The sequence below is a fragment of the Micromonospora sp. NPDC004336 genome (genome assembly GCF_053602615.1).
In genome coordinates this window covers 1-22,615 of record NZ_JBSGDY010000014.1, presented here as the reverse complement: position 1 = coordinate 22,615, position 22,615 = coordinate 1, and the positions used below count along the sequence as shown (strand labels likewise).

Sequence of the window (22,615 nt, the reverse complement as noted above, 5' to 3'; positions counted from 1 at the left end):
CTCGCCCTCCGGGCGCAGACCGGGTCCCGCCGCTCACCCGGCCGTCCGGTGCGGACGAGCCGTCTCCGGATCGGTGGCCGCCGGCCGACGGTCAGGGGGTGCGGAGGCCGCGTACCAGCGACAGCACCGCGTAGCCGAGCAGGAGTAGCCCGGCGCCGGTGCCGACGACCAGGCCCGCCGACACCCCCGAGGCGAGCCCGGTGACCAGCCCGGCCAGCGCGACGGCGCACATGGCGGCGCCGAGAGGACGCAGCAGCGGGTCGCGCAGCACCGGGGTGAGCGGGAAGAAGTGCAGCCCCACCACGGCGCACACCAGCACCGGAGCGAACTCCGACCAGCCCACGAGGTTGAGCACGGCGGCGCCGATCCCCGCGGCGACGAACTCCGCGACGACGATCAGCAGGTACCGGCGGTCGGCGGCGCGGTCCCGGGCGACAGCGGCGGCTCTCCGGCTGCGCGCCGCCACGACCGCGCCGACCACCGCCGTGAGCAGCGCCGCGCCGCTGCCGACGACGAGCAGGGCCCGCAGCGGCTGGTCCGCGGCCGGCACGCTGAACCAGATGGTGGCGAAGACACCCAGATAGAGAGCGCCCAGCCCGGCCTGGTGCCGGGACTGGAACTGCAACCTCGACATGACACCCCCGTGTTCGTCACCGGCGGCGGCGTGCCACCGGCCCGCCGATGCTACGGAAAGACAATCGCCGCCACAGCCAGCGCCCCGGGGCGACCTGGCCGCCAGCGGGCCGACGCCCGTGACACAGCGGACCGGCGGCCCCGGGGAGCAGTGGGCCGAGGGCCGACCACAGTAGACCGGCGAATTTCCGCAGCCAGCGGGCCGGCAACCCAGCACAGCGGACCGGCGGGCCGACGGCCGGGCGGGCCAGCGGGCCGGGCGGGCCAGCGGACCGGGCGGGCCAGCGGACCGGCGGGTCGACGGCCGGGCGGGCCAGCGGGGCGGTCAGTCGATCAGGGTGCGGCCGGTCAGGTGCAGGAAGACGTCCTCCAGGCTGCTGCGCCGGATCAGCACGTTGGCGGGGTGCAGCCCCGAGGCGCCGACCTCGGCGACGGCCGCGTCGCCGTCGGCGACGTAGAGCAGGATCCGGTCCGGCAGCACCTCGACCCGCTCCCCCAGGCCGTCGAGCTTGCCGGCGAACTCCTCCTGCGACTCGGCGGCGAACCGCAGCTCCACCACCTCGCGGGTGGCGTGCTGCTCGATCAGCGCGCGCGGCGAGCCCTCGGCGACGATCCGCCCGCCGTCCATCACGACCAGGCGGTCGCAAAGCTGCTCCGCCTCGTCCATGTAGTGGGTGGTGAGCACCAGCGTGACGCCCTGCTGCTTGAGCCGGAACAGCCGCTCCCACACCAGGTGCCGGGCCTGCGGGTCGAGGCCGGTCGTCGGCTCGTCGAGCAGCACGATCTCCGGCTCGTTGACCAGCGCGCGGGCGATGGTCAGCCGCCGCTTCATGCCGCCGGAGAGCGGCTCGACCTTGCTGTCGGCCCGCTCGCCGAGCTGGACGAAGTCGAGCAGCTCGGCGGCGCGCGCCCGGGCCACCCGGCGGGGGATGCCGAAGTAGCGGGCGTAGGTCGTGAGGTTTTCCCGGACGGTCAGCTCGGGGTCGAGGTTGTCGAGCTGCGGGCAGACGCCGAGGCGGGCGCGGATGGCCGGCCCGTCGCGGACCGGATCCATGCCGAGGATGCGCAGCCTGCCGCCGCTGGGCGGGGAGACGCACCCGACCATCCGCATGGTGGAGGACTTCCCGGCCCCGTTGGGCCCGAGGAAGCCGAACGCCTCACCTGCGCGCACCTCGACGTCGATGCCGTCGACGGCGGTGAAGTCGCCGAACCGCTTCACCAGCCCTTCCGCCTGGATGAGTGGCTGAGCCGTGGTCACCGACCGACCCTAGCCGCCCCGTCCGACACCGCCCACCGGATTCGTCGGCCGCGAGCGCCTCGGGACGCCCCCGCGGTGCGGCGGAATCGACCGCCCGGCAGGCACGGAGAGCGACAAAACTACTCTCCGTCATGAGTTTGCGGGCGGGGAACTCGGCGGCGGCGCGCTTCCGACCGGCGACCTCGGCCAACGCCGCTGAGGGACCATCGTGGACAACCCGGATCCAAACGGTCCCTCGACAATCCGCGTTGTCGCCAGTTTCGGTCCACATTCCGATCAATAATCGGCCTAATCACGGTACCTCTACGTAATTGTCCACCCGGCACCATTACTTACCGCAATCATGATCAGCAATGTTCCCCTCGGGTGTGCAATTCGCGTATCGTGCCCCCTCGTGTCACCAGTACGTTCCTCCGACGAATCCGCCCCACAGTCGCCCACGGCGGCAACCGGATCCACCGTGGACGACGCCCCGGTACCGCTGCCGGCGGAGCCGGCCGAGCGGACCGATCCGGGCGCACCCGATCCGCGGGACCTGGCCGCCCAGTTCGAGGAGGAGAAACCGGAGCGGCCGCTCTCCGGGCCCGTCGCGGTCCTGGTCACCGGCGCCACCCTGGCGATCGCGCTGCTCGCCCTCTGGCAGGTGTTCCGCCCGCTCCCGCAGGGCAGCAAGTTCTACCTGATGATCTTCCTGGCCGGCGTCCTGCCGATCGTCTTCCTGGCGTACCCGGCGGATCTGCGGCTGCCCCGGCGCCTGCGGCGCGGGGGGCGGGGCCCGGACGGGGCTGACCGGCCCGACGCCGGCGAGCGCGGCCCGAGCGTCGTCGACTGGGTGCTGGCCGCCGCGGCGCTGGTCAGCTGCCTCTACCCGGTACTGCCGATCCGCCTCGGCGCGGGCGGCGGTGGGTACGACGCCTTCCTCGACCGGCAGGGCCAGATGTTCGGGATCGACGTGGCCATGGGCGCCGTGCTGCTGGTGCTGCTGCTGGAGGCGTGCCGGCGCACCACCGGCTGGATCCTGCCCGCCGTCTGCCTGGTCTTCCTCGGCTACGGCTACTACGGCGGGCTGCTGCCCCAGGCCTGGCCGGTGGCTCACCAGGGCCTCGACTTCGGGCAGATCGTCGACGCCTTCTACAACTCCGACAGCGGCTTCTACGGCACCCCGCTCGACGTGGCGGCGACGTACATCGTGCTGTTCACCATCTACGGCGCGGTGCTGGACCTCTCCGGGGCCGGCCGGTTCTTCGTGGAACTCTCCGCCGCCGCCTTCCGGCGCTCCCGGACGGCGGCCGGGCGCACGGCGGTCGCCTCGGGCTTCCTGCTCGGCACCGTCTCCGGCTCCGGGGCGGCGACGACCGTCAGCATCGGCGCGGTCACCTGGCCCGTCCTGCGCCGGGCCGGCTACCCGCCGGAGCGCGCGGGCGGCATGCTCGCCGCGGCCGGCGTCGGGGCGATCCTCTCCCCGCCCACCCTCGGCGCTGCGGCCTTCATCATCGCCGAGTACCTCGGCGTGTCGTACCTCCAGGTGCTCGGCTGGGCGACCGTCCCGACGGTGCTCTACTACCTCGGCATCCTGCTCGCGGTGGAGATCGACGCCCGGCGCTCGGGCGTGCGCGCGGTGGTGCTCGACACCACCTCCCCCTGGCGGCTGCTGGGCCGGTTCGGCTACCACTTCCTCTCGCTGCTGGCGATCGTCGTGCTGCTCGCGGTGGGCTTCTCCGCCACCCGCGCCGTGGTGCTGGCCACCATCCTGGCCGCCGCGCTGTCCTACCTGGACCGGCGGCACCGGCTCACCCCCGCCCGGCTGCTCTCCGCGCTGAGCGCCGGCGTGCGCGGGGTGCTCGCGGTCAGCGCGGTCTGCGCCGCGGCGGGCATCATCACGGCCACCACCACCAAGACGGGGCTCGGCCCACAGGCGGCGGCGCTGCTGGTCAGCGGGGCCCAGGCCGTCAGCTCCGAGCCGGCCGTGGTGCTGGCGCTCACCGCCGTGCTCGCCGCCGTCGCCCTCACGCTGCTCGGGCTGGCCGTGCCGGTCACCGCGTCGTTCGTGATCGGCTGGGTGATCATCGGGCCGGCCCTGCTGGACCTGGGCGTCACCGCCCCGGCCGCCGCCATGTTCGTCTTCTACTTCGCGGTCCTGTCCGAGGCGTCGCCGCCGACCGCGCTCGCCGCGGTGGCCGCCGCCGCCGTGACCGGCGGCCGGCTGGTGCCGACCATGTGGCAGACCCTGCGGTACGCCCTGCCGGCCTACCTCATCCCGCTCGCCTTCGTGGTCACGCCGACCGGTCTCGGGCTGCTCGGCATCGGCGGCCCGCAACGGATCGCCGTGGCCGGGGTGGTGGCCGCCCTCAGCGTCGCCGTGCTGGCGGTGGCCGCGGGCGGCTGGCTGCCCGGCGTCGGCCCGGCCGGCACGCCGGAGCGGATCCTCGGCGCCCTCGCCGGGCTGATCCTGCTCTGGTTCGAACCCGTACCCGTCACGGTCGGCGCCGTCCTGGCTGCCGTCATGGTGGCGGGTGTGCTCGTCAGACGCGGCGCCGCCGACCGGACCGGCGCGCCGTCAGCAGTGCCAACGCTGCACCATGGGGAGGAGAAACAGTGATACGGACCAACGTGCGGATCGCCGCGGGGATGGGTGCGCTGGCGCTCGTCGCGGCGGGTGTCACCGGCTGCGGGGGCCGCCAGGACGGCGCCGCCAAGGACGACGCCGCGAGCGAGGTCACCTGCAAGGTCACCGAGAACACCCGCGTCGGCATCGCCACCGGCAACGCCACCGGCGTCTACTACGTGGTCGGCAACGCCCTCGCCGGCCAGCTCTCGGGCGCGACCGACGGCAAGCTGAGCGGCACCGCCGCCGAGACCGGCGCCTCGGTGCAGAACATCGAGCAGCTCGTCGCCGGCCAGTACGACGTCGCCTTCTCGCTGTTCGACACGGCGGTCAACGCGGTGCAGGGCAAGGGCACCTTCACGGCTCCCCAGCCGGTCGAGGCGCTCGCCCGGATCTACGACAACTACACGCAGGTCGTCGTCCGGGCCGACTCGGGGATCAACTCGGTCGCCGACATGAAGGGCAAGAAGATCTCCACGGGCTCCCCGAAGTCCGGCACCGAGGTCATCGCCAACCGCCTGCTGGAGGCCGCCGGCCTCGACCCGGCCAAGGACGTCCAGGCGCAACGGCTGGACCTGACCAAGACCGTCGAGGGCGTCAAGGACGGCAGCATCGACGGCCTCTTCTGGTCGGGCGGCGTGCCCACGGGCGGCGTGACCGACCTGTTCACCACGGCCGGCGACAAGGTGAAGTTCATCGACATCACCCCGCTGCTGCCGAAGATGACCGAGCTGAACCCCGCGTACCAGGCGGGCACCATCGCCGCCGACGTCTACAAGACGGCGGCGGACACCCCGACCATCGTGGTGCCGAACGTGCTGCTGGTCCGCAAGAACCTCAACGCCGACGTGGCGTGCGCGATCACCCGGACGGTGTTCGACAAGAAGGACGCCCTGGCCCAGGCCAACCCGGCGGCCAAGGGCATCAGCCTGGAGACCGCCCGCAAGACCGAGCCCGTGCCGCTGCACCGCGGCGCGGCCAAGGCGCTGCAGGACCTCGGCGCGAGCTGACCCGCCGGTGCCGGGTCCGGGCGTCGCCCGCCCGGACCCGGCACCCTCCCGACCCACCCCCGGAAGGCCCGAGTGTCGCTCCCCGACCCCGCCCGCGTGCGCCGGCACAACCGCTCCGCCGACCACACCGACCGGCTCTGGTCGGTACGCACCCAACTGCTCGCGCCCATCGTGGTGGCCACGATCGGCCTGGTGGTGCTGGGCGCCACCCAGACCGCCACCGCGCTGGACGCCTCCGCCGACGCCGACCGGGCCCGGGTGCTGGCCGGCACCGCCACGGCCACCGTGCGCCTCGTGCACGAACTGGAGCGGGAGCTCGGCGAGACGGCGGCGCTGCGCCAGCGGGGCGGCTCGACCGGCCGTCCCCTCGTCGACGCGCAACGGCGGCGGGTCGACACCTCCGTCGAGCGGTACCGGGGCGCCAGCCGGGACGCCCGCCGGGCCGCCCCCGACCTCGACCAGGTGCTCGACGGCGCCGACGCGCAGCTCGACCGGCTCCGCCCGGCCCGCCAGACCGCGCTGGCCGCCACCACCGCCGACGCGACCTACCTGGCGCTGGTCGAGTCGCTGCTCGCCGTCGCCGACGCGCTGCCCGCCCAGCTCCGCGACCGTGGCCTGGCCAACGGGGCGCGGGAGGTGGCGACGGTGGCCGCCCAGGAGCACCTCGCCGCCCTGGAACGCGACCTGCTGCGGACCGTCTTCGTCCGTGGGTCCCTGGTCGACGGCGAGCTGGTCCGCCTCGGCCAGTTGCGCGGCGCGCAGGAGCAGCGCCAGGCCGAGTTCTCGCGGATCGCGGGCCGGCGGTCCGCGGACGCGTACACCCGGTTGGTGGCGGGCACCGACGTCTCCACGGCCCGGCGGATGCGGGACGGCGCCCTCAACGCCGACGCCGAACCGGCCGGGCTCCGGGCCGACGGCGACGCCTGGTACGTGGCGCAGAGCGGCGCGATCCGCCGCTACAACCTGCTCGGCCGCGAGCTGTCCGAGAACCTCGACCGGCAGGCGTCCACGCTGGCGGCCGACGCCGAGCGGCGTGCCCTGCTGACCGGTGGCGCGACCACCGCCGTCGCGTTGGCGTCGCTGGTCACCGCCGTGCTGCTCGCCGTACGCACCAGCCGCCGGCTGCGCCGGCTGCGGGCCGCCGCGCTGGCCATGGCCCACCGCGAGCTGCCCGAGCGGATCACCGCGATCTCGGCGGGCGGCGGCGCGCCGGGCGAGGGCGAGGCGAGCCGGATCACCGCCGGCATCCGGCAGGGACGCGACGAGATCGCCCAGGTCGCCGAGGCGTTCGACACCGTGAACCAGGCCGCGCTGCGGCTGGCCGGTGAGCAGGCCGAGCTGCGCATGGACGTGACCCGGATGGTCGAGGCGCTGGCCCGGCGGATCCGTACCCTGATCACCCGGCAGTTGCGGCTGCTCGACGAGTTCGAACGCGAGGAGACCGACCCGGACGCGCTGTCCCGGCTCTTCGCGCTGGACCACCTCGCCGCCCGCATGCGGCGCAACGGTGAGAACCTGCTGGTCCTCGCCGGCGGTGAGCCCGGTCGCGCCCAGGACGGCGCGCACCTGCTGGCCGACGTGGTGCGGGCCGCGGCGTCCGAGATCGAGGATTATCCCCGGGTCGACGTCGACGTGCCCGCCGTGGCGGTGGACGGCGCCGCCGTCGGCAACCTGGTGCACCTGCTCGCCGAGTTGCTGGAGAACGCCGCCGTCTACTCCCCGCCGCACACCCAGGTGCACGTCGACGGCCGACGCACGATCGACGGTCTGACGCTGCGGGTGCACGACCAGGGCATCGGCATCGGCGACAACCGCCTGGGGGCGATCAACGAGCGGCTGCGGATGCCGGCGACGCTGTCCAGCGCGGCGGCCGGCAGCATGGGCCTGCACGTGGTGGCGCACCTGGCGGCGCGGCACGGGGTACGCGTGCAACTGCACAACACCGGCGCGGGCACGGTGGCGCAGGTGGACATCCCGGAGTCGGTGTTGACCCGGATGGAGGCGGTGGCCGCGCGTCCCGCCCCGGAGCCGGTCGGCCGGCCGGTGGCCGGGGCCGCCCCGGCCGGCGGCCCGGCCGCGATCCCGGTGTCCGTGCCGGTGGGCGGCCGGCCGGCGGCCGACGCGATGGCCGCCGCGACCGCCTGGTTCCAGCCGCGCGCCGCCACGGCGTCCCCGGCGGCGCCGGCGGCCGGCCGCCCGGCCTATCCGACCGACATGACCAGCGTCCACCGCGCGCCGACGGTCGCGTTGCCCGTGCTCGGGGCACCGACCGCCGGTCGCCCACCGATGGGAGCGACGCACCCGATGGCATCGACGCAGCCCACGCCCCCGCCGCGGCCGACGGGCCCACCGCCGTCGCCGGCCGCCCCGGGCGTCACCGGAGCCGGGCTGCCCCGGCGGACCCGGGGCAGTCAGCTGCCCGCCGCCCTGCACGACGCCCCCGCGCCGCGCCCGAAGGACGACCTGCTCGATCCTGAGACGGTGCGGTCCCGGCTGTCCGCGCTCTCCGAGGGCGTGGCCGCCGCGTCGCGTACCCAGCAGACGACACCCACCAGGAGAACCACATGAACCCATCCGTGAGTCCCGGCCTCGACTGGCTGCTGGCCAACTTCGCCGAGCAGGTGCCGGACGTGTCGCACGCCCTCGCGGTCTCCGGCGACGGGCTGCGCCTGGCGGCGTCGCCCCACCTCGCGACGGACCAGGTCGACCAGCTCGCCGCCGTGATCAGCGGCCTGGCCAGCCTGACCGTCGGCGCCGCGCGGCTGATGTCCGCCGGCCGGGTACGCCAGCAGATCGTCGACATGGACGGCGGCGTGCTGCTGGTGATGGCGGTCGGCGAGCGGGCGCTCGTCGGGGTGCTGGCCGCGCCGGGCTGCGACCTGGGCCAGGTCGGCTACGAGACCGCCATGCTGGTCCAGCGGGTGGCGGAGGCGCTGGAACCGGCGGCCCGGGCGTGACCGGACGTCTGTCCCGGCTGCTGGCGGCCCTCCTGGCGACCGTGACCGTGCTCGCCGCCGCCGGCTGCGGCGCCGAGGAGGACGGCCCGCAGCCGTGGCACGGCGGGCGGATCTTCCTCGCCACCGGCAACACCACCGGCGTCTACTACCAGCTCGGCGGCGGCTACGCGGACATCATCAGCCGGCACCTGCCCGGCTACGAGGCCCGGGCCGAACCGACCGGCGCGTCGGTGGAGAACATCAACCGGCTGGCCAGCGGCGACATGGAGATCGCCTTCAGCCTCGCGGACACCGCGGCGGACGCCGCCCAGGGGCGCGGGGCCTTCGAGGGGCAGCCGCAGCAGATCCGGGCGCTGGCCCGCGTCTACAGCAACTACACCCACGTGATCGTCCGCGTCGACGCCAAGATCGAGAAGCTGTCGGAGCTGCGTGGCAAGCGGGTGTCCACCGGTTCGCCGAAGTCCGGCACGGACATCGTCGCGGGGCGGCTGCTGACCGCCGCCGGGCTCGACCCGGACAGGGACGTCCGCCGCGCCACCCTGTCCCTGCCGGAGACGGTGAAGCGGATGCGCGCGGGCACCCTCGACGCGATGTTCTTCGCCGGCGGCCTGCCCACCCCGGGCGTGGCCGACCTGCTGGCGAGCGCGCCGGGGAAGTTCGCGCTGCTGCCGATCGACGACCTGATCGAGCCGCTCAACGCGAAGTACGGCGCGGTCTACACCATCGCGGAGCTGCCGAAGGAGGTCTACAAGACCGACCGCGGCACGCCGACGGTCACCGTGGCGAACATCATCCTGGTCAGCGCCGAGATGCCGGACCAGTTGGCGTACGACCTGACGCGGCTGCTCTTCACCTACCAGGCCGACCTGGTGAGCGTGCACCCGGAGGGCGGCAACTTCACCCGGCAGAGCGCCTCCGGCACCGACCCGATCCCGCTGCACCCGGGCGCGGCCCGGTTCTACCGCAGCGGCTGACCGGCGCCGGTCAGGCGTCCGCCGGGGCGGTGGCGGCGCGGGCCTCGGCCACGAGGCGGTCGGTCTCGGCGAGCACGTCCGGGTCGTCGGTCGGGGTGCCGGGATCGAGGCGCACGGTCCAGGTCAGGCCGTCCACGCCGGGCACCCGCCGGGCGGCGATCCGGCCGGCGCCGCCGGGCACCGGGTCGTGCCGGGTGTACGCCACCGAGCGGGTGACCCGCTGCCGCACCTGGTGCGGCAGCTCCCCCGGGTCGAGCAGCAGGTGGGTCTCGGCGGGGCCGTCCGCCACCACCAGGTAGCCGTCGCGCTCGGCGACCTGTTCCGCCGGCGTGACGGCCAGCTCCCGGCCGGACCACACCGCCTTGAGGATGTCGTGCCAGCCCAGCCGGTGCGCCCGGCCGGGAAGCCAGAGGCCGAGGTTGCTGGCCACCACCACGCCGCCGCCGTCGCCGTTGCCGGCCGCGGCCCAGGCGAGCACCCGCTCGTCGGTGGCCAGCGGCGGGCGGTCGGCCGGCGGCAGCTTCGGCCTGCGGCGGAACAGTCCCATCTACAGCCCTCCCGCGGCCTGCTCGCGCAACGCCCGGGCGTGCTGCTCCAGCGAGAGCAGCTCACCGAAGGCGGCGAAGTACTCGTCCTTGTTGTTGACCGGGTTGATCCGCTGGATCCGGGACTTCAGGTCCCTGATCCGACCGGTCACCGAGCCCCACTGCAACCGGGCCATCGTGACCGAGACGTAGCGCGGGTCGGGCTCCCCGTCGATGCGCAGCGGCTCCACGGCCAGCTCGCCGACGAGCGCCCGGGCCGCCAGGTCCTCGCAGGCGTCGCGGACCGACTCGATCCAGACCGCGCCGCCGGTCGCCGTGGCGGCCCCGCCGACGGCCGCGACGGCCGCCCGCACCGCCACGTGCACGGGGTGGCGGTATTCGGACGCCTCGACCGCGTCGAACATCGGCCCGGCCAGCACGGGCTCCTGGAGGGCGAGCTTCAGCGCCTCCCGCTCCACCATCGACTGCGGGTTGTCGACGACCGGCTCGGCCGGGGCGGGCCGGGGCGGCGGCGGGGCGTCCCGGCCGGTCGGGGCGGATCCGGCGGCCAGTACGGCCCGCTGCACCGGCTCGATCTCCATGCCGAGGTCGCCGGCGAGCTTGCGGACGTACTCCGGGCGCTTCTCCCGGTCCTTGATCTTGGCGACCAGCGGCGCGGCCCGGCGCATCGCCTCCACCCGCCCGTCGACGGTGTCGAGGTCGAAGCGGTGGATGACGTGGCGCAGCGCGAAGTCGACGAGCGGCTCGCGGCGGGCGACCAGGTCGCGGACCGCCATGTCGCCCTTGGCCAGGCGCAGGTCGCACGGGTCCATGTTGTCGGGGCTGACCGCGATGAAGGTACGCCCGACGAAGCGCTGGTCGTCCTCGAACGCCCGCAGCGCGGCCTTCTGCCCGGCGGCGTCCCCGTCGAAGGTGAAGATGATCTCGCCGGCCCGCTCGTCGCTGTCGAAGAGCACCCGCCGCAGCACGGCGATGTGGTCGGCGCCGAACGCCGTGCCGCAGGTCGCCACCGCCGTCGGGACGTCCGCCAGGTGGCAGGCCATCACGTCGGTGTAGCCCTCGACGACGACCACCTTGCCCTGCTTGGCGATCTCCCGCTTGGCCTGGTCGATGCCGTAGAGGACGTGCGACTTCTTGTAGATCGGCGTCTCGGGGGTGTTGAGGTATTTCGGGCCGTCGTCGTCGTCGAAGAGCTTCCGCGCCCCGAAGCCGATCACGTCGCCGGTGATGTCGCGGATCGGCCACATCAGCCGGCGGCGAAACCGGTCGATCAGCGTGCCGGAGCGCGACGGCCGGGACAGCCCGCCGGTGACCAGCTCGTCGTGGGTGAAGCCCTGCTGGCGCAGGTGCTTGGTGAGCAGGTCCCAGGCGTCCGGGGCGAACCCGCAGCCGTAGCGCTCGGCGGCGGCCCGGTCGAAGCCGCGCCGGGCCAGGAACTCCCGGGCCGGGCGCGCGCCGGCCGTGGTGAGCTGGGCGCGGTAGAAGTCGACGGCGGCGGCGTGCGCGGCGACGAGGCGCTGCCGCTGCCCCTGCTGCGGGCGCGGCCGGGGCGCGGCGGAGTCGCCCTCGACGTAGCGCAGCTGGATGCCGGCCCGGTCGGCGAGCCGCTCGACCGACTCGACGAAGCTCAGGTGCTCCGCGTCCATCAGGAACTTGATCGCGTCGCCGCCGGCGCCGCAGCCGAAGCAGTACCAGACGTTGCGGGCGGGCGAGACGTTGAACGACGGGCTCTTCTCGTCGTGGAACGGGCACAGGCCCTTGAGGTTGCCGCCGCCGGCCGACTTCAGGGTCACCGTCTCGGAGATGACGTCCGCGATCGAGGTGCGCTCCCGGACCAGCGCGATGTCCTCGTCCCGGATCCGCCCAGCCATGTCCGCCACCCCCTCGGCGTACATCCTGCCCTGTCCGGTCGGTGGCGCGACGCCCGGGGAGGCCGTGCGCGGCGGGGCGACCGCCGCCGCCGGGTGAGCCCGGCGCCGAGGCGCGCCGCGACGGCCGGTGCCGCGTGGGTCACCGGGGGCGGCGCCGCAGGTAGCGCCGTACCGGCGGCGGGTCCTCCTCGTCGTACGACCGGGCGGCCCGGATGGCGGCGGCCAGGCCGGAGCGGCGCACCCGGGGCGGCGGGTTGACGGCCGGGTCGCCGGCCATCTCCCGGACCAGCGCGACGGCCAGGCCGAGCATGACCACGACGAACGGCAGCGCGACCATGATCGTCGCCTGCTGCAGCGCGTCCAGCCCACCGACGAGCAGCAGTACGGCGGCGACCGCGCCGATCAGCACCCCCCAGACCACCACCAGCCCGCGGTGCGGGCGCAGCGCCCCCCGGGAGGTCAGCGAGCCGAGCACCAGCGACGCCGAGTCGGCGCTGGTGACGAAGTACAGCGCGATCAGCACCATCGCCAGCACGCTGGTCAGGGTCGCCAACGGCAGCCCGTCCAGCAGGCCGAAGAGGGCCTGCTCGGTGCCCGCGCCGACGTCGGCGACGAGGTCCCTGGTGCCGGTGGCCTGCGCCCGCAGCGCGCTGCCGCCCATCACCGCGAACCAGACCGCGCTGGCCCCGCTCGGCACCAGCAGCACCCCGAGGAGGAACTGCCGGACGGTGCGGCCCCGGGAGATGCGGGCGATGAAGGTGCCCACGAAGGGCGCCCACGAGATCCACCACGCCCAGTAGAAGATCGTCCAGGAGCCGAGCCACGACGGGTCGGAGAACGCGCCGGTGCGGGTGGACATGAAGACGAGGTTGCTCAGGTAGTCGCCGATCGAGGCCGGCAGCACCTCCAGGGTGTAGATGGTCGGCCCGACCACGAAGACGAAGAGCATCAGCAGCACCGCCAGCAGCACGTTGGTGGTGGAGAGCCACTTGATGCCCCGGTGCAGGCCGGAGAAGGCGGAGATCACGAAGGCCAGGGTGAGCGCGCCGATCACCACCAGTTCCACCGTGGTGGTGTCGGGAACGCCCGCGACCAGATCGAGGCCGGCGGCGACCTGGAGCGCGCCGAGGCCGAGGCTGGTCGCCGAGCCGAACACGGTGGCGAAGACGGCCAGCAGGTCGATCGCGCGGCCGGCCGCGCCGTCGGCACGCCGCCCGAGCAGGGGGCGGAAGGCAGCCGAGATGCGGTTCTCCCGGCCCTTGCGGAAGGTCGAGTAGGCCAGCGCCAGCGCGACGAGCGCGTAGACGCCCCAGGGGTGCAGGGTCCAGTGGAAGAGGGTGTACTGCATCGCCGTCGCGCCGGCTGCGCCGGTCTGCGCCGCGACGCCGCTGGCCGGGGGCGGCGTCGCGTAGTGCTGGATGGGTTCGGCGACGGCGAAGAAGACCAGGCCGATGCCCATCCCGGCGCTGAACATCATGGCCACCCAGGCCAGCGTGCTGAACTCCGGTTCGTCGTCGTCGGCGCCGAGCCGGATCCGGCCGAACCGCGTCGCGGCGATGACCACCGAGAGCACGAGGAAGGCGTCGGCGGCCACGACGAAGAACCAGCCGAATGTGTCGATGACCCAGGCCAGGCCGGACTCGCCGAAGCCGGCCAGGGAACCGCGGGCCAGCACGCCCCACGCCACCACGGCCAGCACGCCGCCGACGCTGAGCGCCAGCACCACCGGGTCGATCCGGCCGACGGCCGGCGCGCGGTCCCGTACCTGCTCGCTCATGGTCACCCCCCGCCCATCCTGCTGGGCGCTGGGTCGACGCGCGGCGGTTATCGGCGGAAGCCCACCGGGCGGGCCGGTGACCGGTCAGGCGGGAACGGCGGCGGACTCCTCGGCCTCGACCTGGCGGTTCCAGTCCGGCTTGGCGGCGCGCCAGCCCTCGTCGTCCATGCCCCGGCGCCAGTAGCCCGAGATGGAGAGCCGGTCGCGCGGGACGCCGCGCTCCACCCGGAGCAGCCGGCGCAGCTCCTTGACGAAGGTGGCCTCGCCGTGGACGAAGGCGTGCACCTCGCCGGGCGGGAACTCCAGGTCGCGGACCGCCGCGACCAGGGCCGCCCCGACCGGGCGGGCGCCCCGGTGCAGCCAGGTCAGGCGCACCGCGCCCGGGCTGGGCAGCGGCTGTTCCTCCGCCGGGTCGGCGACCTCGACGAAGGCGAGCGCGGGTGCGCCGGCCGGCAGCCGCTCCAGGGCGGCGGCGATCGCCGGCAGCGCGCTCTCGTCGCCGACGAGCAGGTGCCAGTCGGCGTCGGGGCTCGGGGCGTACGCGCCGCCCGGGCCGACGAAGCGCACCGGGTCGCCGGGGCGCAGCGCGGCCGCCCACGGCCCGCCGAGCCCCTCGTCGCCGTGGTGCACGACGTCGACGGTCAGCTCCCCGGCCAGCGGGTCCCAGGCGCGCACCGTGTAGGCCCGCAGCCGGGGCCACTGCTCGCGGGGCAGGTCACGACGGATCGCGGCGAGGTCCAGCGGGCTCGGGTAGTCGACGCCCGGCACCGGAAAAACGATCTTGATGTAGTGGTCGGTGAACTCGCCCACCGGCAGGCCGGTCAGCTCCTCGCCGCCGAGCACGAGCCGGATCAGGTGGGGGGTGGGCCGCTCGGTGCGCAGTACCCGGGCGGACGTGACCTTCTTCGGGCGCTCCGTCATGCTGGTTAGGCTAACCTAACTTCCCCGGCCCGCCCATCCCACCCCGCGCCGGGCGCACCAGCCGCTCGTGCCAGGCCACGGCCGCCGGGTCGGTCAGCGAGGCGACCTGGTCGATCACCACCCGCAGCCGGGCGGCGTCGTCCGGCGCGGCCCGCCAGAGCGGGCCGAAGACCGGGTCCAGCGCGTCCGGCGCCCGGTCGACCAGGACACCCACCAGCTCGGCCAGCACCTCCCGCTGCCGCTGGTAGCGGTCCTCCGCGCCGGGCCGGCGCATGACGTACCGCAGGGCGATGCCCTTGAGCAGCGCGCACCGCGCCCGGGTCGGCCGGGGCACCACGAGGTCGGCGGCGTACCGGCGGTGCGGGCCGGGGCCGTGCCGCTGCCGCGTGGCCGCCACCACGGCCGACACGAACCGGCCGGTCAGCACGCTTGTGGTCGCCTTCAGCGCGGCCTGCGCGCGGTGGCTGCCGTCGTAGCCGGCCAGCGGCGCGAGCACCGGGTCGCCGAGCAGTTCCCGCAGCACCCCGTCCAGGTCGGCCGGGGACTCGCCGGAGTAGGTGGCCGCCACGTCGGCGCAGAGCGCGGCCCGCTCGTCGGGGTCGTCCAGCAGCGGGCGCAGCGCGACGTACCCGCCGTGGATGCCGTCCTCGACGTCGTGCACCGAGTACGCGACGTCGTCGGCCCAGTCCATCACCTGCGCCTCCAGGCAGCGCCGCGCGTCGCCGCCGGACGCCGACGCGCCGGCCGGGGCGCCGGCCCGCAGCCAGGCGAAGACGGGCAGGTCGTCGGCGTACGCGCCGAACTTGCGGGTGCCGGGCCGGCGGGGCCACGGATACTTGCTGACCGCGTCGAGCGAGGCGCGGGTCAGGTTGAGGCCGGCGGACGCGCCGTCCGGGGCGACGACCTTGGCCTCCAGCCGGGTCAGCACCCGCAGCGTCTGCGCGTTGCCCTCGAAGCCACCGCAGCCGGCGGCCAACTCGTCGAGCGCGTCCTCGCCGTTGTGCCCGAACGGCGGATGCCCCAGGTCGTGGGCCAGCCCGGCGGTGTCCACCACGTCGGGGTCGCAGCCCAGCCGGGCGCCCATCTCCCGGGCGATCTGCGCGACCTCCAGCGAGTGGGTCAGCCGGGTACGCAGGAAATCGTCGGTGCCGGCGGTGTGCACCTGGGTCTTCGCGGCGAGCCGGCGGAACGCGGCCGAGTGCAGCACCCGGGCCCGGTCCCGCTCGTACGCCGACCGCCCGTAGCCGGTGTCCTTCGGCGGTTCGTCGACCCGGCGGGCGGTGTCCGGGTCGTCCGGCCCCGGACGCTCAGTCCCCACGCTGGCGCAGCACGCAGAACTCGTTGCCCTCCGGGTCGGCGAGCACGGTCCACTCGACGTCGCCCTGGCCGATGTCGACGTGCCGGGCGCCCATGTCGACCAGCCGCTCGACCTCGGCCTCCTGGTCCTCGGGGCGCAGGTCGAGGTGCAGCCGGTTCCTGGTCTCCTTGTCGTCGCCGACGGGCACGAAGGTGAGGCCCGGCAGCCGGTCGGCGGACCGGCGGATCTCCACCGCCCCGTCCGGCTCCTCGGCCACCACCTGGTAGCCCAGTGCCTCGGCCCACCAGCGGGCGAGCCGGGCCGGGTCCCGGGCGTCGACGGTCAGGCTCTCCCAGACGCTGCTCATGTCGATCAGGTTACGCCCGGGCGGCCCGGACGGCTCGGTGGCGGACCCGTGCCCCGGGTCCGCCACCGACGGCCGTACGCGTCGGGCTCAGCGGCTGTCGGAGCCGTCCGTCTCCACCGCGGCGCGGCCGGCCTCCAGCCGGGCGACGGGCACCCGGAAGGGCGAGCAGGACACGTAGTCCAGCCCCACCTCGTGGAAGAAGTGCACCGAGTCCGGGTCACCGCCGTGCTCGCCGCAGACGCCGAGCTTCAGCTCCGGCCGGGCGACGCGGCCCTCCTCCGCGGCGATCCGGACGAGCCGGCCCACGCCGTCCCGGTCGATGGACTCGAACGGCGAGATGCCGAAGATGCCCAGCTCCAGGTAGCGCCAGAAGAACGCGCCCTCGACGTCGTCGCGGGAGAAGCCCCAGCCCATCTGGGTCAGGTCGTTGGTGCCGAAGGAGAAGAACTGCGCCGCCTCGGCGATCTGGCCGGCGGTCAGCGCCGCCCGGGGCACCTCGATCATCGTGCCGATCAGCACCTCGACCGGCTGCTCCCGGGTCGCCTCGGCGATGATCCGCTCCGCCTCGGCCCGTACCGTCTCCAGCTCCTGCACGGCCCCGACCAGCGGCACCATGATCTCCGGGCGCGGCGCGCGGCCGTCCCGGGCGCACTCGACCGCGGCCTCGACGATCGCCCGGACCTGCATCGCGAACAGGCCGGGGATGACCAGGCCGAGGCGCACGCCGCGCAGCCCCAGCATCGGGTTCTGCTCGTGCATCCGGCGGACGGCGGCGAGCAGCGCCTCCTCCTGGGCCACGTCCTCGCCGCGCTCCTGGGCGACCGCCACGTTCACCGCGAGCTGCTCGAGCGGGGGCAGGAACTCGTGCAGCGGCGGGTCGATCAGCCGGACGGTGACCGGCAGCCCGTCCATCTCCCGGAAGATCTCGATGAAGTCGGCCCGCTGCAACGGCAGCAGCGCCGCCAGCGCGGCCTGCCGCTCGGCGTCGTCGCGGGCCAGGATCAGCTTCTCGACCAGCTCGCGCCGGTCGCCGAGGAACATGTGCTCGGTGCGGCAGAGCCCGATGCCCTCCGCGCCGAAGCGCCGGGCCCGGGCGGCGTCCGCGGCGGTGTCGGCGTTCGTCCGCACGGTCAGCCGCCGCTTGGCGTCGGCGTGCGACATGATCCGGTGTACGGCCCTGACCAGCGCGTCGTCGGTCTGCTCGGGGTCGAGTTCACCCTCGAAGTACTGCACCACCTCGGAGGGCATGACCGGCACCTCGCCGAGGTAGACCTTGCCGGTGGTGCCGTCGATGCTGACGACGTCGCCCTCGGTGACGGTCCGCCCGGCGACGGTGAACCTCCGCTGCGGGATGTCGATGTCCAGCTCGTCGGCGCCGGAGACGCAGGTCTTGCCCATCCCCCGGGCCACCACGGCGGCGTGGCTGGTCTTGCCGCCACGGGAGGTGAGGATGCCCTGGGCCGCGATCATGCCGTTCAGGTCGTCGGGGTTGGTCTCCCGGCGGACCAGGATGACCGACTCCCCCTCGGCGGCCAGCTCGACGGCGCGGGCGGAGGTGAAGACCACCTTGCCCACCGCCGCGCCCGGGGACGCGCCGATGCCCTTGGCGACCGGCTGGAACTCGTGGTCGAGCTGGAAGCGCGGGAACATCAGCTGGGCGAGCTGCGCGCCGTTGACCCGGTGCAGCGCCTCGTCGAGGTCGATCAGCCCCTCGTCGACGAGCTGGCCGGCGATGACGAACGCCGCCGCCGCGGTGCGCTTGCCGACCCGCGTCTGGAGCATCCAGAGCTTGCCGCGCTCGATGGTGAACTCGATGTCGCAGAGGTCCTTGTAGTGGCCCTCCAGCCGGGCCATGATGCCGAGCAGCTCGTCGTAGGACTTCTTGTCCAGCCGCTCCAGCTCCTGCAACGGCACGGTGTTGCGGATGCCGGCGACGACGTCCTCGCCCTGGGCGTTGGCCAGGTAGTCGCCGTAGATGCCCTGCGCGCCGCTGGCGGGGTCGCGGGTGAACGCGACGCCGGTGCCCGAGTCGGGGCCGAGGTTGCCGAAGACCATCGACACCACGTTGACCGCGGTGCCGAGGTCGGCCGGGATCCGCTCCTGGCGACGGTAGAGCACCGCGCGCTCGGCGTTCCACGACTCGAAGACCGCGCGGATGGCGAGGTCGAGCTGCTCCCGCGGCTCCTGCGGGAACTCCCGGCCGGTGTGCTTGAGGAAGATCTTCTTGTACTCGTCGACCAGCCCGCGCAGGTCGTCGGCGTCCAGGTCCAGGTCGTTCGTGGTGCCCTTGGCGCGCTTGGCCTCGTCGAGGGCGTGCTCGAACTCCTCGCCCGGCACCTCGCAGACGGTCTTGCCGAACATCTGGATCAGGCGGCGGTAGGAGTCCCAGGCGAACCTGTCGTTGCCGCCCGCCTGGGCGCTCAGCCCGACCACGCTGCGGTCGTTGAGGCCGACGTTGAGGACGGTCTCCATCATGCCCGGCATGGAGAACTTGGCGCCGGAGCGGACGGAGACGAGCAGGGGGTCCTGCGGGTCACCGAGGCGCTTGCCCATCGCCCGCTCCAGCGCGGCGAGGTGCGCGGCGATCTGGTCGGCGAGCCCCGCCGGCTCCTGGCCGGTGGACAGGTACGCCTTGCAGGCCTCGGTGGTGATGGTGAAGCCCGGGGGCACCGGCAGGCCGAGGTTGGTCATCTCGGCCAGGTTGGCCCCCTTGCCGCCGAGCAGGTCCTTCAGGTCCTTGTTGCCCTCGGCGAAGTCGTAGACGTACTTGTTCTCCGCCGTCTCTTGCGCTGCCACCAGAAGCCTCCCACGCGCGCCGGTAAGACCCTTAACGAAGGTTCAGTTGCTCCCATACCCCGGGGTGGACCACCGGTAATCCCGGTGCCGTGCCGGCTGGTGGGCGAAGGCTAAGCGAACATCGCGTGGGCTGGGACCGTTCGGTGACAATAGGCACAGCCATCACGACTATCCGCGTTCGTACGGGTTTTTGGGAACGCTTCCACGCGCATGATCACGCAATTCCGGCCCTCCCTCGTACTCTTGACGGCACGCGTTTCGGTGAACTTCACCTTTGCCATAACAGCCGCAAATACACCCCCTCGGAGCCGTCGCCGTGCCAACCGTTCCCACCGCCGCCCCGGAGCCCACCGACCCGGCCGTCGCCGGGCCGGACGACCGCGCGCCCGGGCACGCCGGCCTGCCGGCCCACGCGCCCGCCGCCGCCGAGCTGGCCCGGGCGGCGGCCCGTACGGCAGGCGACCTGCTCGCCCCGCCGGCCCCGGTCCGGCTCGGCGACGTGGTGCCCGCCCCCGAGCTGGTCGCGCCGGACCCGGCCGCGGACTTCGTCCTCACCGCCGACGCGGTGGTCCGGGTGAGCACCGACGACGCCGCGCGGACGGTCGGCGAGCAGCTCGCCGCCCTGCTCCGACCCGCCACCGGCTATCCGCTGCCGGTCGCCGACGCCGCCCGGCCCGAGCCCGCCGGCGGCATCGCCCTGGAGCTGGTCGAGGCCGGGGACCTCGGCGCGGAGGGCTACCGGCTCGACGTGACGCCCGACGGGGTACGCCTCCGGGCCGCCACCCCGGCCGGCCTCTTCCTCGGCGTGCAGACGCTGCGGCAGCTCCTGCCGGCCGCGATCGAGAGCCCGACGCCGGTCGCCGAGCGCTGGACGGTGCCCGGCGGCTCGATCACCGACCGCCCGCGGTTCCCCTACCGGGGCGCGATGCTCGACGTGGCCCGGCACTTCTTCGGCGTGCCGGACGTGCTCCGGGTGATCGACCACCTGGCCCGCTACAAGCTCAACCACCTACACCTGCACCTCACCGACGACCAGGGCTGGCGGATCGCCGTCGACTCCTGGCCCCGGCTGGCCACCGTCGGCGGGGCGACCGAGGTGGGTGGCGGCCCCGGCGGGCACTACACGCGCGACGACTACCGCCGGATCGTGGCCTACGCGGCGCAGCGGCACATCACCGTGGTGCCGGAGATCGACCTGCCGGGGCACACCCACGCGGCGCTGACCGCGTACGGGGAACTCGCGCCGGACGGGGTCGCGCCGCCGCCGTACACCGGCACGGAGGTCGGCTTCAGCTACGTCGACCCGGCCAGCGAGCGGACGTACGAGTTCGTCGCCGACGTGCTCGGCGAGATCGCCGCGCTCACCCCGGGGCCCTGGCTGCACATCGGCGGCGACGAGGCGTTCAAGGTGCGCCCCGACGCGTACGCCGGCTTCGTCGAGCGGGTGCAGCGGATCGTCGGCGGCATCGGCAAGACGGTGGTCGGCTGGCACCAGATCGCGCCCGCCCGGCACGCCGAGGGACGGGTGCTCCAGTGGTGGGGGACGACGGGCGAGGACCCGGTCACCGCCGACGCCGTCCGCCGGGGCGCGCGGGTGGTCCTCTCCCCCGGAAACCACGCCTACCTCGACATGAAGTACACCGCCGACACCCCCGTCGGGCACGACTGGGCGGGCCTGATCGACGTCCGACGGTCGTACGACTGGGACCCCGGCGCCCACGTGGCCGACGTCCCGGCCGAGGCGGTGCTCGGGGTGGAGGCGCCGCTGTGGACCGAGACGGTCACGTCGAGGGACGAGATCGAGTTCATGCTCTTCCCCCGCCTGCCCGCGATCGCCGAGCTGGGCTGGTCGCCCCGCGCGACGCACGACTGGGCCGGCTTCCGCGACCGGCTGGCCGGGCACGGCCCGCGCTGGGCCGCCGCCGGCATCGCCTTCCACCGCTCGCCGGAGATCCCGTGGCCCACGGAGGCACCGGCCCCCGCCACGCCGGAGACGGCAATCCCCACCCAACCGGAGCCGCCGGCACCCACCGGGCCACTCCCGGCAGTCCCCACCCAGCCGGGGCCGCCGGCACCCGCAGCGGTCCTCCGCCAGCCCGACCCCGAGGACGCCTCCGCGCCCACCGGGCCACTCCCGGCGGTCCCCACCCAGCCGGGGCCGCCGGCACCCGCAGCGGTCCTCCGTCAGCCCTGCCCGGAGGATGCCGCCGCGTCCACCGGACCACACCCGGCGGTCCCCACCCCGCCGGGGCCGCCGGCACCCGCAGCGGTCCTCCGCCAGCCCGACCCCGAGGATGCCTCCGCGCCCGCCCGGCCCGCCTGACGCCCGACCCCTCGCCGCGCCGCTGTCGAGCTGATGTCGTAGACGATTCGGGGATGCGGGTCCTCTCCTGAATCGGGCGGCGGGCGGGGCGCGGCGTCCCGAACCGGGCGGCGGGCGGAGCGGTGCGTGGTGCGGGCGGAACGGCGGGCCCGCCGGCCGGGGCCGTTGGATGACGGACGTCCCGCCGCCGACCACCACGACCCGCCGGGGCCGTTGGACGACGGACGTCCCGCCGCCGACCACCACGACCCGCCGGTCGGCGAACTCCGCCGGTTCGGGCGGGCGGGCCTGGTGAATCGTTTACGACATCAGCTCGACAGTGCGCTCGCCGGTGCCATGCTCACCCGACGGACCGGCCGGCGACATCCGCGAACTATAGGCCGCTATGTCTGTCTCGTGGCGTCCGATCGATCCCCGGATGTCGTTTGGTGTCCGGTGGCGTCCCGTGGTCGGCGCCACCCAGGCGGCGGAATCGTGGGCGGGCCCGGGTCGTTGAACATGGCATACCCGCGGCGCTCCCCCGTGCCGTGGTGCCCGATCGGCCGGCGGAATGCGTGGCCGGGTCGGGTCGTTGAGACACCCCGGACGCCCGAGCAGGCCCCGCCGCCGGAGCGATCCGTTCTGACTTCCCCTTTCGCGGCACGCCGCTCCCCCGCGCGTGTCCGCGCACCCCCGATCGAGAGGTGAAGACCATCATGCGTACCGACATCCTGCGTAAGACCGCCCTGACCGCTGCCGGCCTCGCCTTCACCGGCGGCGCCATCGCCGGCCCCGTCACCACCGCCTTCGCCGCGCCCGCCGACAACAAGCCCACCACCACCGTGGGTCAGGACCGCAAGCACGGCGAGCGGGAGCTGGGCGTGCGCTACGAGGCCCAGCCGAACTTCTACTACTGCGGCCCCGCCGCCGCCCGCAACGCCCTCAGCGTCCAGGGCAAGAACATCGACGTCGACGGCATGGCCCAGCGCATGGGCACCACCGAAGCCGGCACCAACTCCATCAACGACATCACCCCCGTCCTGAACAAGGAAACCGGTCGCGACGCCTACCAGTCGGTGGAGATCCGCGAGGCCAAGGCCGACGACAAGCAGACCGACAAGCTGCGCACCGACATCGTCACCGCCATCGACGAAGGCCACGCCGTCGTCGCCAACATCGCCGGTACCGCCACCGACACCGACGGCAACACCCACTCCTTCGAAGGCGGCCACTACATCAGCGTCGTCGGCTACCGCGACAACGGCAACACCGTCACCATCGCCGACTCCGCCAACCCCAACC

15 protein-coding genes and 1 pseudogene are annotated in these 22,615 nt (G+C 74.3%); 7 read left to right on the top strand and 9 right to left on the bottom strand.

All coding sequences use genetic code 11. From position 1 onward, the window contains the following. Positions 1-91: 91 nt before the first annotated feature. Together ACWENR_RS05530 and ACWENR_RS05525 are read right to left on the bottom strand one after the other, a co-directional pair. Positions 92-634, bottom strand: a complete 543-nt coding sequence (locus tag ACWENR_RS05530; protein WP_452275853.1) for a hypothetical protein — start codon at positions 632-634, stop codon at positions 92-94. 324 nt (positions 635-958) lie between these two features. Further along, complete coding sequence (locus ACWENR_RS05525) at positions 959-1,891, bottom strand: ABC transporter ATP-binding protein (RefSeq protein WP_452275852.1); 933 nt, start codon at positions 1,889-1,891, stop codon at positions 959-961. 460 nt (positions 1,892-2,351) lie between these two features. On the opposite strand from ACWENR_RS05525, the gene ACWENR_RS05520 reads away from it, so the two are divergent. The 5 genes from ACWENR_RS05520 (at position 2,352) to ACWENR_RS05500 (ending at position 9,437) form a co-directional block, all read left to right on the top strand. Further along, on the top strand, positions 2,352-4,490 hold the full coding sequence (locus ACWENR_RS05520; protein WP_452275851.1) for a TRAP transporter permease: 2,139 nt from the start codon (positions 2,352-2,354) through the stop codon (positions 4,488-4,490). Positions 4,491-4,519: 29 nt separating this feature from the next. Beyond that, complete coding sequence (locus ACWENR_RS05515; RefSeq protein ID WP_452275884.1) at positions 4,520-5,506, top strand: TAXI family TRAP transporter solute-binding subunit; 987 nt, start codon at positions 4,520-4,522, stop codon at positions 5,504-5,506. Positions 5,507-5,578: 72 nt separating this feature from the next. Then, on the top strand, positions 5,579-8,074 hold the full coding sequence (locus ACWENR_RS05510) for a sensor histidine kinase (protein WP_452275850.1): 2,496 nt from the start codon (positions 5,579-5,581) through the stop codon (positions 8,072-8,074). Continuing rightward, positions 8,071-8,463, top strand: coding sequence for a roadblock/LC7 domain-containing protein (locus ACWENR_RS05505; protein WP_452275849.1), 393 nt, complete (start codon positions 8,071-8,073; stop codon positions 8,461-8,463). The genes ACWENR_RS05510 and ACWENR_RS05505 overlap by 4 nt, the downstream gene beginning before the upstream one ends. Further along, positions 8,460-9,437, top strand: coding sequence for a TAXI family TRAP transporter solute-binding subunit (locus ACWENR_RS05500; protein WP_452275848.1), 978 nt, complete (start codon positions 8,460-8,462; stop codon positions 9,435-9,437). The genes ACWENR_RS05505 and ACWENR_RS05500 overlap by 4 nt, the downstream gene beginning before the upstream one ends. Positions 9,438-9,447: 10 nt before the next feature. On the opposite strand, the gene ACWENR_RS05495 is transcribed toward ACWENR_RS05500, so the two are convergent. The 7 genes from ACWENR_RS05495 to ppdK all read right to left on the bottom strand — a co-directional run bounded on the left by ACWENR_RS05495 (position 9,448) and on the right by ppdK (position 19,011). Continuing rightward, on the bottom strand, positions 9,448-9,984 hold the full coding sequence (locus ACWENR_RS05495; protein ID WP_452275847.1) for a hypothetical protein: 537 nt from the start codon (positions 9,982-9,984) through the stop codon (positions 9,448-9,450). Then, positions 9,985-11,877, bottom strand: a complete 1,893-nt coding sequence (gene dnaG / locus ACWENR_RS05490; protein WP_452275846.1) for a DNA primase — start codon at positions 11,875-11,877, stop codon at positions 9,985-9,987. It abuts the gene before it with no gap. A gap of 115 nt (positions 11,878-11,992) precedes the next feature. Beyond that, the gene (locus ACWENR_RS05485; protein WP_452275845.1) at positions 11,993-13,630 is read right to left on the bottom strand and encodes a BCCT family transporter; all 1,638 of its coding nucleotides are present in this window, start codon (positions 13,628-13,630) and stop codon (positions 11,993-11,995) included. A gap of 84 nt (positions 13,631-13,714) precedes the next feature. Next, entirely contained in the window at positions 13,715-14,551 is an 837-nt protein-coding gene (locus tag ACWENR_RS05480; protein ID WP_452275844.1) for a siderophore-interacting protein, read from the bottom strand. Between the two features lie 10 nt (positions 14,552-14,561). Further along, entirely contained in the window at positions 14,562-15,869 is a 1,308-nt protein-coding gene (locus tag ACWENR_RS05475; RefSeq protein WP_452275843.1) for a deoxyguanosinetriphosphate triphosphohydrolase, read from the bottom strand. Continuing rightward, complete coding sequence (locus tag ACWENR_RS05470; protein ID WP_452275842.1) at positions 15,859-16,215, bottom strand: VOC family protein; 357 nt, start codon at positions 16,213-16,215, stop codon at positions 15,859-15,861. The genes ACWENR_RS05475 and ACWENR_RS05470 overlap by 11 nt, the downstream gene beginning before the upstream one ends. 87 nt (positions 16,216-16,302) lie before the next feature. Beyond that, complete coding sequence (gene ppdK / locus ACWENR_RS05465; RefSeq protein WP_452275841.1) at positions 16,303-19,011, bottom strand: pyruvate, phosphate dikinase; 2,709 nt, start codon at positions 19,009-19,011, stop codon at positions 16,303-16,305. Between the two features lie 292 nt (positions 19,012-19,303). Here ppdK and ACWENR_RS05460 point away from each other — a divergent pair. Together ACWENR_RS05460 and ACWENR_RS05455 are read left to right on the top strand one after the other, a co-directional pair. Beyond that, positions 19,304-21,046, top strand: a pseudogene (locus tag ACWENR_RS05460) (beta-N-acetylhexosaminidase); the annotation flags it as partial. Between the two features lie 983 nt (positions 21,047-22,029). Next, on the top strand, positions 22,030-22,615 hold a 586-nt coding region (locus ACWENR_RS05455), incomplete at its 3' end, for a C39 family peptidase (protein ID WP_452275840.1).